We start from the raw sequence: 13,772 nt of genomic DNA, 5'->3' as shown, positions 1-13,772 counted from the left end.
AATGGACCTATTGCTGTCAAAATCAAACTCTGATTCTACCTGCTTGTGAAGCAATGGCCTCGATCGTTAAAGATGAATAACTGTTCGTTTCCAGCATCTCAATTGTTGCATTTATTTTGAGGATTGATTTTTCTGGAATGAAGGATGAATGGATAACGTCAGGCTTCGTGGCAATAGGACAAGAACAGGTTTTTTTAGCCGATCCCCTCTATTTCGGACAAAAAAAATCAACCCATTTACATGAGTTGATCAATAACCTTGTCTTCAAGATCGTCTGGAAAAACCATTCAATATACTTATCTTCTCCAAGGACGATCAGAAAATTTAATCGGTCTAATAACCTTGCACGGATTTCCTGCAGCAATGACATTAGGAGGAATATCTTTGGTCACTACGCTTCCAGCACCAACAATGCTGTTTTCGCCTATAGTCACACCTTGAGTAACTTTAACGTCTCCCCCCAGCCATACCCGATCCCCTATTGTAATTGGTTTCGAATAGACTCCTTTATCCGCCCGTTCAAAGGGATCTTCCGCATGATTTGCTGCATATAACCCCACACGTGGCCCAATAAAGACATCATTTCCGATTTTCACTTCGTTACAATCAAGAATAATCATGTCGTGATTAATATACACATCGTGCCCCATAGAGATATTGAATCCAAACTCACAACGGAAGTTAGATTCAATATATACATTCTCACCAACGTCTGAAAACAATTCTTTCAATATAGACATATCGTAGCCTTCATTTGTATTTACTTTTTGATTATATTCCCGGCACATGGTTAAAGCGAGTGACCTAACTGCTGCTACATCATCACCTGCGTCATCATACATCTCCCCAGAATTTATAATCTGTTTGATTTTTTCGATGTCCATAACCTACTCCCTTTCGAGTTGTTTTTTGTGAATTCTGCGTCCGGTATCCCGATCTCACTATTTTTATGCTTCCCAACTGTTAAATATCCATCTTCATTAATACCTCATAAAGACACTTGGATATCAACTGACGCGGCTTGTTCATACCTTCACTGATCCACACCTCCAATACACCTACTACCCCAGCGACAAGGAAAATAGCCTCCGTCTGTTTGTATTCATCAAACGGGCGCCTGTCCTCCAGGATCAACTTTTTCACAAAAAACTGTTTGATCTTCTGAAATGTCGCTGCTTCTTGTTCCCTGCGTGCCAGCAGAATAAACAGCTCACGGTTAGACTCCATGTATTCCGTCAGCGTTTCCGTAAGCTTAATTAAATTCTCCATCGTATCGCAGGGAAGAGAAGCATTATATAGTTCTTCGAGCTCACGCAATATTTCATTTTCTAATTGATCCGACAAATCGCGGATATCCTTATAATGTAAGTAGAATGTGCCTCTCCCCAGATCAGCTTCCCTCGATATTTCTGCCACTGTAATCTGATTTAAGGGTTTATGTTCTAACAGCTGTAAAAAAGCTGAACGAATAGCCCGCTTCGTTTTGCTTGTCCTTCTATCCTTCATTCAATATCTCCTCAACAATTTTTTATAATATGTTCATATTTGAACACTTCCTGCGATATTGAAGATTGAAATGTTCAAACTCCATCTTTACAATAAACACATGTTCAAATAAATACAAGTGTTTATTATTTTTTCAGCAAAAATGAATGAGGTGCATCAAATGACAACAGCTGTTCAGGAAAACAAATCAAGTAAGCATATTTTCAAGAAAAGTAATATATCTATTCTTATCGCTGGTGGATACGGCACGGTAGGAACAGTGTTAAGCGAGTTGATTTCGATTCATTATCCCGAGATACATGTCATTATTGGGGGACGACGCCTTCATAAAGCACAGTCAGCAGCACGTCTTCTACCCAAAGCTGATGGAGTACGGATCGACATCCTTGATGCCGATCCGCTGGCAGATATGAAATATATGCCCGATGCTATTATCGTGTCGGTCAATGATCAGGAAGATCGATTGCTGCGAGCAGCCGTGAAACGGGGGATTCCACTCATTGATATCACCCGCTGGATCGAACGAATTGATGATGCCCACGCTGTGGTAGCCGAAGAAAAAGGCCATTCTCCCGTTGTACTTGCCTCTGGCTGGATGGCAAGTGCCGCAACGATTGCCGCTTCATCCATACTGATGGGTAAGGAGCCGGCGGAAAACATCGATATCGATATTCTCCTTTCTTTAAAAGACAAAAGCGGCCTAGATTCTTTCGCTCATTTCGTTGACGCTCATTTGCCTTTTGAAATATGGGAGAAAAGCAATGCACGCACCGTTCTCGGCTTCTCTGATCCCAAGACTGTCACCTTCAGCAGAGAACAAGTCTTCCAGTGCCGACGCATAAGCAGTCCTGAGAGTATGACCTTGGTCAGTAATGGACTTGCCAAAGGGGTGTCCATACGTCTGGCCTTCGACAGCCGTTTTACAAACCGTGCATTCGCTGCATTGGTGAACTGTGGTATTTGGGCGCGCCTGTCCCTAAAGAGACGTACGTCCATACTTCATAGCAGCTTCAATACTTCAACCGCACCGCAGGAATTTATTCTCTCTATAAAAACTAATTCAAAGATACATAGAATCCGTGTTACTGACCCGCTAGGTCAAGCACATCTTACTGCAGCCAGTACATTGACTCAACTTGAGCGAATTTTCGAGTTAAATGGAAGAATCTCACCTAAACGGGGAGTCAGCTTCCCAGAAGAAGCAACTGACACCGCTTTAGATATTGCCACCATGACACTAATGGGTGTTCAATTCACAGAAATTTAAGTGTCCGTTAAATGGCCCGGCACAAAAACCGCGTAGTTCCCAAGGAAGAGCTGTTCGCCAAGGTGTGTGGCGACTCGTTCACTGGGGACTGAGCCCAATAATAGAAACAGCGGCAGTCTTGGACGAGAATATAAAGTTTTAGACTGCCGATACTTTAACGACTTTCAATCGAACGATTCAGCGATTTCATGCACGTTACCAAACGGATCGACGAAAGCAGCATATCGCCCTTGTGTAGGTTTATCATGCAAAAATTGAATACCCTTATCCTTCATTTCCTTATAAGTTTGCTCAATGGATACGACCTCAAACACCAAAACTGTTCTAGCCTCGTTCGAATAATCTCCAATTTCTTTGGTCTTTTCACACTTGAAAGCTATAAGCTGACAGCCGTCAAGGGCAAATACAAGCTTATTTTCTTGCTCTAACAGTGTTTGCAAACCCAGTAATTCAGAATAAAACCATCTCGCCTTTGTCATGTCATTGACGAAAATCATTATATGTCCTAGTTTCATTAGGCTATGCTGCCCCTTCACTTTTGGAGGATACCATTTTTTATGGTTCATGCAGAATATACCTCTATCTCCTCACTCCTCTTCACTCAAGCATTGTTCAATAAAGTCAAACAAGCCTGCCGCCTCAACAGACCGGTTTCCCCAGTCATGATAAAAATAGAGCAACTGCCCAAAGGTCCCTTCTGCTGTAGGGTCCGTGTCTATACAGAGATGATCGCCACCCCCGTTGCTGGCAATAGGGATCCACCGTGGATTCCACAGTGACGGCTTGATCTGCGGGGCAATCTCCGGTTCCATGTCATCCGGATCAAACTCTTCATTTAGAAATTCCCAATCCTCGAGAATCTGTTCAAGCGGCGACAGCGTTAGATTTCGGACAAAACACTCCGAGCCTGCTTCCCAATCCTGACCATTATATATGCTGTAGAAGTCCCTCAACTCCTGGGGAAGTACAACCTCCAGCGTACTGGCAAGCCCATCAAGTTCTTCCACGCTAGCGCCAGGCTGTAAATTCAAATTCGCTTCGTACCCCGGAGTATTCCGGCTGCCTTTTGCAATAATACGCTGCCACAGTGTCTCTGCCTTCTCTGTCATATGCTCTCATCCTCCTTATAAACCTTGGTTTACAAAATTTTTATGTTCATCTATGTCCATATGTATCCGATGTCCGGCAAAATAATCCGGTTTGTTCCCAAGCTCAATTGACATCTTAAACGAACCGGCACCATCTACCTGCTCAAAAACAACACTCCATAGAAACAAGCTGTTTAAAAAAGCTTCATCCGAAATAGGGACGCAAACAGTTTGCCCGTCCAGCTCCACATAGCCTTCATTGTCAGATAACTCAACAAAATCCGGGTCATCCCAAATCCATTCCTCGGCCCGCTCTTTAGCCCACTCCAGCGCCTTACCGAGTTCTCCCTTGTTCATCTGAAGCCAGGCAAGCTCCTCCTCCAGCAACGGAACGGCACTTATGGCTGCATCTTTTGCCATTTCCTTACTTCCGATTGCCGTGGGCAGGAATATTTCAACCTCAACATCGTCTTCCCAAATCTGTACAGGCTGGAAACAGCAGCAATATGTCTCCTTCGTCAATTCCGTTATTGACCACGATTCAACGGGTATCCGGACCACTACATCTGACATTTGTTTTTCTCCTCCATAATTTACTCCTTCCAATATACCCCAAATAATGCCTTGGAGACACCATATCTTATACAAACTATCCGGTGGCAAAAGATTTATATTGTATTCGTTTTGCCGTTTAACCGGATTGTGTTCCACCGTGGCACTATACAATCTGTCCGAAAGCGCTTAATATTTTCTATAACGAATGGTTAACATCCGCTTTAGTTAAAGTGAAGTTATTCGAGAAGGAGACATAAGTGACATGCTGGAGTCAAACTTAACCAACCAATTGAAAAAAACGCTGAAAGCAAGTATCGGCAACAAGGAAATCGCAGGAGCAAACTTCATGCTGATCAAGAACGGCGACGAAGTTTTTTACCATGAAGACGGCTTGGCCGATCTCGAGTCGGGACGTCCTATTACAAGGGATTCGATTTTTCGTTTATATTCGATGACGAAGCCGATTACCGCCACTTCCGTCATGATGCTGCTTGAGCGTGGGGATATCGATTTATTCGATCCTGTTAGCCGCTATATTCCGGGCTTCCAAAACCAACAGGTCGAGAAAAACGGCGAACTGGTGCCTGTCAGCCGGGAGGTCAACATTCACGATTTGCTGAACATGACATCGGGATTGGTATATGGCGGAACGGACAAAGCCGGACAGCAAACGGATGCTTTGTTTCAAGAACTGGGCAGCCGTTTGTACAGTGAAAACGCGATGAGCACAATGGAATTTGCAAATTGCCTAGGTAAAGTCCCCCTTTCGTTCGAGCCGGGAACGTACTGGCAATACGGAACATCGGCAGACGTCCTTGGCGCGATTGTGGAAGCGGTTAGCGGCATGCGGTATGGGCAATTTTTGAAAAAGGAAATCTTCGAGCCGCTGGAAATGAAAGATACCGGTTTCTGGCTGCCTGAAGGAAAAAGAGAACGCCTTGTGAAAACCTATCAGGATGATGGTGAAGGCGGTTTGAAGCTGTATGCGGAAAGCCACCTGGGCATTGGCCATCAGATGGACCTTGATCCGGCATTTGAGTCGGGCGGAGCGGGACTTGTGTCTACGATTGACGATTACGCCAAATTTACAACAATGCTAATGAATCAAGGCAGCTTAAAAGGTGTTCAACTATTGAAGCCCAGAACAGTTAAATATTTAACGTCTGCAGCTTTAACCGATTGGCAGCAAAAAGGCTTCGATACGTGGCATACATTGCGCGGACATAGCTACGGCAATCAGATGCGCATCATGACCGACAGCGGAAAAGCCGGATTTATCGGCAGCCAAGGTGAATACGGCTGGGACGGCTGGTTGGGGGCGTATTTCAGTAACAGTCCTCAAGAAAGTCTGACTATACTATTTATGATCCAAAAAAAAGATGCCGGAACGACGACAATTACGCGCAAGCTGCGTAATATCGTGTTCAGCACCTTGTAAGAGGCAAAATGAAGGGAATCGCACAGTTAGGAATAACTTCAGGCGAATGTTTTGGTCATTATAAAATCAGTTTGTTCTTCATCACCCATATAAAAAGAGTGAGCTCCCGTTTGAACAAAACCGATTTTCTTATAAAAATCAATGGCCTTCTCATTCTTTTCCCAAACTCCTAGCCAGATCTTCTTTTTATTTTGGATCACCGCTACTTCCATTGCTTTGTCTATTAGATACTTTCCAAGCCCTTTTCTTTGAAAATTGTTTCTTATATAGATTCTTTCAATTTCTAGTGACTCATCACCTGCTTTTTCAGATTGGGAATCATTGATGTTTACTTTTAGATACCCGGCAAGTTCTTCATTAAAAAAGATGAAAAAGAATTCTGAAAAAACATTGCTCAATTCCTTTTCCAACTGTTTATAGGTAAATGCTTTTTCCAAATAGGTTTTCATATTTTCAGGTGAATTTTGCTGTTTAAACGTATCATTGAATGTCTCAACGCTAATTTGCTGTAGTATTTGTAAATCTTCACGGCTGCATTTCTTTATTATTACTGACATACTAGGAAGCTCCTTTATATAAGATTAATATATTCTCTTGTTGTCGTTATGATTAATAGTTTATAATATTATTGTTGCATTTACAACATATTATCAGAGGAACTCTCAACTGGGCTAAAGCCTTAGCTTAGGGGCGATTTCACTTGCGGACGCAGATCGGTGCATAATGAGGAGGATAGTTCTTCATAAATACAGCCAGCAATCACCGACTCATTAAAAGTGGTGGATTTGCTGGCTGTTTACTTTATTTTATATATCCCCTCGTGAAGGCAATGTTTCCATCATAGTCTAGGTATACATTATGAATATTGGGTTTTTGCAGAACATCTGCAACATAATAATACAGCGGAATGATCGCCATCTGGTCGATAAGCAGCTTTTCGGCTTTGGCATAAAGATTGATGCGTTCTTTCGGATCAAAGGTATGTTTTGCTTGAGTTACATAGCTGTCATACAACGGATCACTCCAGCCTGAATCGTTGTTCTCATTCGTGGAAGACAGTATCTCCATCATAGCCGAAGGATCATTATAGTCTGCTCCCCAGCCAGCTCTTACCACGGCAAAATTCCGGCTGACCTTGTTGCTGATCAGCTCTTCCCAGGACTGGACCTCGAGACTTGCTTTGATACCCAGATTGTTGTACCAGTCGTTAATGATGGATTCTGCGATAGTATAATGCCCAGGTCCTTCGTTAACGATGACCGAAAAGCTTGGAAACTCGTTAAGCCCTTCTTCGTTCAAGCCTTTCTGCAGCAATTCCTTGGCCAGCTTCACATTTTCTTTAAAATAAGACGTATCTGCAACTGCGGTACGAAAATTGAGATCAGTGCTACGGATAGCCGGAGGTATAAATCCGAATGCAGGTGATCCATACCGGAGAGCCTCCCGGTCGATTGCCATAGCTAAGGCTTTTCTTATATTTACGTTGTTAAAGGGAGCTTGCTGCAGATTGAACTGATAATAATAAGTTGAGCCAAGAGGCATCTCTACGGTACGGATAGAAGATGTCTTAGCAAGAGTAGAATTATCCAGCTTATCGAATTCCGCAACAACCCAGTCTGCTTCATTATTTATGTAAGCAGCAGTAGTGTTAGCTGTTCCCGGCTTTGGCCGAAGAAATTGGACTTCTGAGAAATGAATATCAGCAGCTGCATGATATTTCGGGTTGCTAACCAGAGTCATTTTATTTTTTTCCCAGGACTGTAATGTGAAGGGACCGTTCGTGATTATGGTATTTGCAGAGTAAGCCCATTTTTTGTTCGCCTTCACATTCCCCGCATTTACCGGCAAATAAACATTCTCTGCCAGCGACTGAATGAAATAGGCTGTTTTTTCGTTCAGCGTCACCTGTAGGGTATTGCTGTTCAGTGCTTTCACTCCCACTTTTGAAGAATCCTTTAGCCTGCCTTGATTGTAATCCTTCGCATTGGAAATTGTATACATATTGAATGCAGAGATGCTCCCGGTTTCAGGCGCTAACGCCCTTTTCCATGCGTATTCAAAATCCGCGGCGGTAATCCTCTCCTTATTGCTCCACTTCGCGTCGGACCGTAGCGTGAACGTATAGGTTTTGCCGTCAGATGAGATTGTCCATGCTTTAGCGATGCCCGGTACAGCCTGACCTGTTTTATCCAGCCGAACCAATCCTTCGAACAATCCATTGACGATTGTCGATGTAATGACGTCTGAGGATATGGCGGGATCGAGTGATGCCGGTAATTTCTCAAGACCGATCCGGAGGACCTGCTTTGTTCCTGCTGGTGATGCGGCAGTCCACGAATCCGTATTTAACCCTATAAGTAAGCTAAAAATCAATAATACACCTAATAATCTTTTCAACCATGCCCCTCCTCTTATTACCCAAATTTTAACATCGGTTAAAGAATATCATAATCATTGAAATCGAGCTACTAAATGAAGAACTCAATGAAGGTTGAGCGGCTTTTTACTCCGCAATCCCTCAGATGCTAAAAAAGCCCGGGCTTATTCACCCGGACTTCTGCAAAGAAATATATATCTAATAATAACTTATTATTCGTTGTTGTTCATCCATTGAAAATGGAAGCTTCCCGGCTGATCCACCCGTTCAAAGGTATGCGCTCCAAAGTAGTCTCTTTGTGCCTGCAGCAGGTTGGCCGGGAGACGTTCGGAACGGTAGCTGTCGTAGTAAGCCAGTCCGGAAGCGAAGGCCGGAACCGGAATCCCTCTTTTGACGGCAATCGCAACTACATCTCTCCACGCCTCCTGGTAGTTATGAACCACACTGCTGAAATACTCATCCAGGAAGAGGTTTTTGAGCTCAGGGTCGCGGTCATAGGCGTCCTTGATATTTTGCAGGAAGCCTGCGCGGATAATGCAGCCTCCGCGGAAAATCATCGCAATGCTGCCGTAGTTCAGGTTCCAGTTATATTCATCCGAAGCCACTCTCATCTGGGCAAAGCCTTGGGCGTACGAGGCGATTTTGCTGGCATAGAGCGCTTTGCGGACCGCCTCGATGAATGCCTTGGCGTCTCCGTCATAGCTCTTGACCTCAGGTCCCTTCAAGCGCTTGCTTGCAGCCACACGTTCTTCCTTCATGGCCGAGATGAAGCGTGCAAAGACGGATTCAGTAATGATGGACAACGGTACGCCCAGATCGAGCGCATTTTGACTCGTCCATTTGCCTGTCCCCTTTTGTCCGGCGGAATCCAGGATCACATCGACCATCGGCTTGCCAGTGTCCGGGTCTGCTTTGGCAAAGATGTCGGCTGTAATCTCAATGAGATAGCTGCTTAGCTCGCCGCGGTTCCATTCCGAGAAAATCTGATGCAGCTCATCGGTATCCAGTCCCAGTACATCCTTCAACAACTGATACGCTTCGCCAATAAGCTGCATATCGCCGTATTCGATGCCGTTATGGACCATTTTGACATAGTGACCGGCTCCATCTTCTCCGATGTAAGTGGAGCACGGATCGCCGTCCACTTTGGCCGAAATGGCAGTCAGGATTGGCTCCACCAGCTCATAAGCATCCTTTTGTCCGCCCGGCATAATGGCGGGTCCCTTCAGCGCCCCTTCTTCACCGCCCGATACCCCTGCACCGATGAAGCGGAAACCTTGAGCCTGAAGCTCTTTGTTACGTCTTTGCGTATCCGGGAAAAAGGCGTTCCCACCGTCAATCAGGATATCCCCTGGCGACAAATGCGGCACCAGCTGCTGAATCGTATCATCAGTCGGCTTACCGGCCTTGACCATAATCATGATTTTGCGCGGCAGCTCCAGAGACTGGACGAACTCTTCAATGCTGTAGGCACCTGCGAAATTTTTGCCCGCCGCTTCTGCAAGCAGCTCATCGGTTTTCTCCCGGGAACGGTTGTACAGGGCCACCGAGAACCCTTTGCTCTCCATATTCAAGGCCAGATTCTTACCCATGACGGCTAAGCCGACCACACCAATCTGCTGTTTACCCATCGTCAATAAACCTCCCTATGATATGTGCTGGACCAAGAATGAGATCAAGGGGCTTAGTCGTGACTGCGGAGAATGTTTGGACTTCCGGTCGCTATCGCTCCTACAGTTCCAAACTTCTCCTCCGTCACTTCAGCCTCTTGAGAAATCTTGGTTTTTTATTAACAGTATTAGACCTGCGGCGCTTTCTTCCAGTCGGCAGCGAACTTCTCCAGCCCCTGATCGGTGAGCGGATGTTTGGAGATCTGCTCGATCACGCTGAACGGAATGGTGGCAATATGCGCACCGGCCATGGCAACGCGGGTCACATGGTCCGGATGGCGGACCGAAGCGGCGATAATCTGCGCATCCAGGTTATGAATGCGGAATAGCTCGGCAACTTTTACGATCAATTGCACTCCATCCTCCGAAATATCATCCAGACGGCCCAGGAATGGCGATACATAAGTAGCTCCTGCACGGGCAGCGAGCAGCGCTTGGTTCACTGTGAAGATCAGCGTCACGTTTGTTTTCACGCCTTTTTTAGTCAGATACCGGCAGGCTTCCAGACCTGCGAGCGTCATCGGGAGCTTGATCGTAATGTTTTTATCATAGTTATTGATCTTGATCAGCTCGTTTGCCTGTGCGATCATTTCTTCCGCAGTGACGGCATCCGGTGTCACCTCGGCGGATACGGATTCTACCTCAGGCACAGTGCGCAGAATTTCTGCAATGCGGTCTTCAAATTTCACGCCTTCTTTGGCTACCAGAGATGGATTCGTTGTGACTCCGGACAGTACACCGATTTGGTATGCTTTTTTGATGTCTTCCACATTTGCAGTATCGATAAAAAATTTCATGTTCGTAAACCTCCATTTTTAGTTGAACTAATATTAGTATTAAAAATTTGAAGCATCAGGCAAAGCTAGCTCGCTTACTTCTTCAATGGCAGAGTCGAGCCACCAGTGATTTCCATCCTTCGCCAGCAGCTGATTCGATTCTACAGGTCCGAACGTACCCGCAGCGTAGGAATGAAGAGGAACCGTATTCTTGTCAAAAGCATTCAGGATCGGCTGCACCCATTTCCAGGACAGCTCCACCTCATTCCAATGCGCAAAGAATGACGGATCTCCGTGTAAGGCATCATAAATCAGGTTCTCATAAGCTTCCGGGACCTCAATAGACCTGGTATGGAAGTCAATATGCATGGCCTTGAACTTCCCCTTGTGCTGGGGATCTCTTGCCTTGAGCTGTAGCGTAATCCCCTCGTTCGGGCTGATCTCGAACACCAGAAGATTGGGGATATCATCCTCGGCGGCTGACGAGTTCTGCTTGAGCGGCTCTTTGAATTCAATCACAATCCGTGTCGATTTCTCTTTCATTCTCTTCCCGGTTCGGATATAGAACGGCACACCTTTCCAGAATGGATCATCGATCGTAAGTCTGGCTGCAATAAATGTATCGTTCATCGAACCTGCCGGAATTCCCGGTTCAGAGAGATAGCCTGGAACCGGCTTGCCCTTGATGGTGCCTGCAGTGTACTGCCCACGGATCACTTGAAACTGGATATCCGCTTCTTCCAACGGCTCCAGGGCTTCCATAACTTCTTTTTTCTTGTAGCGCACCTCATCTGCGGAGCTGTCTTTCGGCAAGCGGATCGCAAGCATCATCAGCAGCTGCAGCATATGATTCTGGAACATGTCTCTGAGTGCACCCACATGATCGTAATAACCCGCTCTTTCTTCCACGCCCACCGTTTCCCCCGCAGTAATCTGCACGTTGGCAATGTAGCGGTTGTTCCAGAGTGCGTGAAGCACCGGATTCGTCTGCTGGAATACATCCAGCTCCTGCACCATAGGCTTACCCAGGTAATGGTCGATCCGGAAAATTTCATCCTCACTAAACGCTTCACTCAGCTTCAGATTCAGTGCCTGCGCAGACAGCAGATCATGTCCGAAGGGCTTCTCAATCACCAGACGTTTCCAGCCCTTGGCAGCACCCAGGCCACTTTCCTTAATGTTCAAGGCAATCGGCTCAAAAAACTCAGGACCGACGGATAAATAGAACATCCGGTTCGGGGAACTGCCCATGCTCTCTTCCTGCTTCTCAACCCGCTGCAACAGCTTAAGATAATCCTCTGTATGCCCCACATCCAGCACATTATATCGGAAGGCCTTCAGGAAGCGGCGCACGGACGCAGAATCATACACTTCCCGCCGGGAGAAATCCCGGATGGACCGCTCCACCATAGCCTGAAAGGCTTCATCAGCAAGTTCTCTTCTGCCAAGACCAATCACAGAGAATGAATGGTGCAACTTGTGGTCGAGAAACAGATTATACAGCGCGGGGTAGATTTTTCTTCGGGCTAAATCCCCTGTCGCTCCAAATAAAACAAATGTGGTTGCCTCCATCTCCATTCTCCTTTTGCTCTGGTTTATCTTTCCTGGTTACACTATAATACAAATACGATCCATACAAGTAATTAATATATTTCACAGGAGCTATAGACCATGTCTATGAACAATTTCGAGCTATACAAGGTTTTTTACTGGGCAGCCAAGACTGGAAGCCTGACCCAAGCCGCCAAATCCCTGTACATTACCCAGCCAAGCGTCAGTCATGCGATTAAACAACTGGAGGACAGCTTCGGCCTTACCCTCTTCACCCGGAATTCCAAGGGCGTCGTGCTGACACCTGAGGGGGCCACTTTGTACTCCTATATTGAACAATCCCATATCCTTATCACCCAAGCCGAGAAGAAAATGGCCGAGCTCAAAAACCTTGACAACGGCGAACTGCGAATTGGCGGCAGTGATTCACTGTTCAAGCATTATCTGTTGCCTTTTATCGAAATCTTTCACCAGCGCTACCCTGGCATCCGGCTTCATCTGATCCACGGAACGACACCCGAGGTCATTTCATATTTAAAAGAAGGCCTCGTCGATCTGGGCGTAGTGCGCATGCCGATCACCGATCCCCAGCTTGAGGTGCGGCAGGGACTTCAGCTGCAGGACTGCTTCATCGCGGGCAGCCACTATGCCGAGCTGAACCAGAAGGTGCTCTCTATTGAGGAGCTGCTACAGTACCCCATTATCCTCTTCTCCCGCAGCAGCCGCGCACGTATGGCGATTACGGACTTGTTCCAAGGCTACGGATATGAGCTGAAGCCTGAATTCGAGGTTGGCAGCGTTGGCCTGCTGATCGAGTTTGCCCGCAAAGGACTCGGCATCTCGTTTGTGACCCGGGAATTCGTGTCCAAGGAGCTGGAGGAAGGTTCTCTCTTCGAGATTCAACTGGATGTTCAGCTTCCCCCTGCCAGGGTGGGCATGATGACCATGCGCAACATGCCGCTGACGACCGCGGCCAGCAAGTTCATTGAGATTACTAAGGGAGACTGAAATATTTAAACTGAGGGGGGCTGTGAGGCTGCAGCTTGCTTTATTTAGCTTCCAACACTATGATAATGGTGCAATATCACTTTCGGAATTAGTATCCCTTAGATGATATAACATTCTTTTTGGAACTATTGGAGGATCAGAACATGCTGACTAAAGATGAACTTCCCTTTTGCCCTGTTGCCGTTACTGTGGGATTGATAGGTAATAAGTGGAAGCTGCTCATTATGAGGAACCTTTTGGCTAGACCGAATCGTTTTACTGAACTGCGAAATACAATCCCCGGAATCAGCCAGAAAGTGCTGACGGATAATCTTCGTTCTATGGAACAAGACGGGATTATCGTGAGAAAGGTATTCGCCGAAGTTCCGCCACGGGTCGAATATTCCTTAAGCGAAATAGGGCACACGATGCGTCCGATCATCTCCGCTATGGAGCAATGGGGTAATGGTTATCAAGAGACATACAAGGACAATCAGACAGCAGCTGAAAATAAAGCGTCGGCCGATTAATCCTGTCTTCTAATCATCGCAATCAAG

The 13,772-nt window shown here is 46.0% G+C and carries 14 protein-coding genes; 4 read left to right on the top strand and 10 right to left on the bottom strand.

Annotation, left to right across the window (positions count from 1 at the left end):
* Positions 1–296 precede the first annotated feature (296 nt).
* Together ACAN56_RS00720 and ACAN56_RS00715 are read right to left on the bottom strand one after the other, a co-directional pair.
* Complete coding sequence (locus ACAN56_RS00720) at positions 297–884, bottom strand: sugar O-acetyltransferase (protein WP_038592278.1); 588 nt, start codon at positions 882–884, stop codon at positions 297–299.
* A gap of 79 nt (positions 885–963) precedes the next feature.
* Complete coding sequence (locus tag ACAN56_RS00715) at positions 964–1,506, bottom strand: TetR/AcrR family transcriptional regulator (RefSeq protein WP_379139736.1); 543 nt, start codon at positions 1,504–1,506, stop codon at positions 964–966.
* A 160-nt stretch (positions 1,507–1,666) separates the two neighbouring features.
* On the opposite strand from ACAN56_RS00715, the gene ACAN56_RS00710 reads away from it, so the two are divergent.
* A complete protein-coding gene (locus ACAN56_RS00710) occupies positions 1,667–2,773 on the top strand; it encodes a saccharopine dehydrogenase family protein (RefSeq protein ID WP_379139734.1) in 1,107 nt (368 codons plus the stop codon).
* 164 nt (positions 2,774–2,937) lie between these two features.
* Here ACAN56_RS00710 and ACAN56_RS00705 read toward each other — a convergent pair whose 3' ends face one another.
* The 3 genes from ACAN56_RS00705 to ACAN56_RS00695 form a co-directional block, all read right to left on the bottom strand.
* A complete protein-coding gene (locus ACAN56_RS00705) occupies positions 2,938–3,288 on the bottom strand; it encodes a VOC family protein (protein ID WP_038599835.1) in 351 nt (116 codons plus the stop codon).
* A 72-nt stretch (positions 3,289–3,360) separates the two neighbouring features.
* Entirely contained in the window at positions 3,361–3,882 is a 522-nt protein-coding gene (locus tag ACAN56_RS00700; protein WP_379139732.1) for an SMI1/KNR4 family protein, read from the bottom strand.
* A 15-nt stretch (positions 3,883–3,897) separates the two neighbouring features.
* Positions 3,898–4,434 carry a DUF2262 domain-containing protein gene (locus tag ACAN56_RS00695; protein ID WP_379139730.1) on the bottom strand — a complete coding sequence of 179 codons (537 nt, stop codon included), beginning with the start codon at positions 4,432–4,434 and terminating at the stop codon, positions 3,898–3,900.
* A 244-nt stretch (positions 4,435–4,678) separates the two neighbouring features.
* Between ACAN56_RS00695 and ACAN56_RS00690 the strand changes: the two genes are divergently transcribed.
* Positions 4,679–5,854: a serine hydrolase domain-containing protein gene (locus ACAN56_RS00690; protein WP_379139728.1), complete on the top strand. Its 1,176-nt coding sequence runs from the start codon at positions 4,679–4,681 to the stop codon at positions 5,852–5,854.
* Positions 5,855–5,892: 38 nt separating this feature from the next.
* Here the strand turns inward: ACAN56_RS00690 and paiA are convergent, their stop codons facing one another.
* The 5 genes from paiA to zwf form a co-directional block, all read right to left on the bottom strand.
* Positions 5,893–6,411: a spermidine/spermine N(1)-acetyltransferase gene (gene paiA, locus ACAN56_RS00685; protein ID WP_379139726.1), complete on the bottom strand. Its 519-nt coding sequence runs from the start codon at positions 6,409–6,411 to the stop codon at positions 5,893–5,895.
* A 244-nt stretch (positions 6,412–6,655) separates the two neighbouring features.
* The gene (locus ACAN56_RS00680) at positions 6,656–8,251 is read right to left on the bottom strand and encodes a peptide ABC transporter substrate-binding protein (protein ID WP_379139724.1); all 1,596 of its coding nucleotides are present in this window, start codon (positions 8,249–8,251) and stop codon (positions 6,656–6,658) included.
* 192 nt (positions 8,252–8,443) lie between these two features.
* Positions 8,444–9,862 (bottom strand): NADP-dependent phosphogluconate dehydrogenase, encoded by a 1,419-nt coding sequence (gene gndA, locus ACAN56_RS00675; RefSeq protein WP_379139722.1) that lies wholly within the window; start codon positions 9,860–9,862, stop codon positions 8,444–8,446.
* Between the two features lie 167 nt (positions 9,863–10,029).
* Positions 10,030–10,698 (bottom strand): fructose-6-phosphate aldolase, encoded by a 669-nt coding sequence (fsa, locus tag ACAN56_RS00670; RefSeq protein ID WP_038592252.1) that lies wholly within the window; start codon positions 10,696–10,698, stop codon positions 10,030–10,032.
* 39 nt (positions 10,699–10,737) lie between these two features.
* The gene (gene zwf / locus ACAN56_RS00665) at positions 10,738–12,249 is read right to left on the bottom strand and encodes a glucose-6-phosphate dehydrogenase (protein ID WP_038592249.1); all 1,512 of its coding nucleotides are present in this window, start codon (positions 12,247–12,249) and stop codon (positions 10,738–10,740) included.
* 99 nt (positions 12,250–12,348) lie between these two features.
* Between zwf and ACAN56_RS00660 the strand changes: the two genes are divergently transcribed.
* Positions 12,349–13,236: a LysR family transcriptional regulator gene (locus ACAN56_RS00660; protein ID WP_038592247.1), complete on the top strand. Its 888-nt coding sequence runs from the start codon at positions 12,349–12,351 to the stop codon at positions 13,234–13,236.
* A 143-nt stretch (positions 13,237–13,379) separates the two neighbouring features.
* Positions 13,380–13,745 carry a winged helix-turn-helix transcriptional regulator gene (locus ACAN56_RS00655; protein ID WP_052092095.1) on the top strand — a complete coding sequence of 122 codons (366 nt, stop codon included), beginning with the start codon at positions 13,380–13,382 and terminating at the stop codon, positions 13,743–13,745.
* The last annotated feature ends 27 nt before the right edge of the window (positions 13,746–13,772 follow it).

Source organism: Paenibacillus paludis (assembly GCF_042610515.1).
GTDB lineage: Bacteria > Bacillota > Bacilli > Paenibacillales > Paenibacillaceae > Paenibacillus_AQ.
This window is presented reverse-complemented; position numbering and strand designations above follow the sequence as displayed.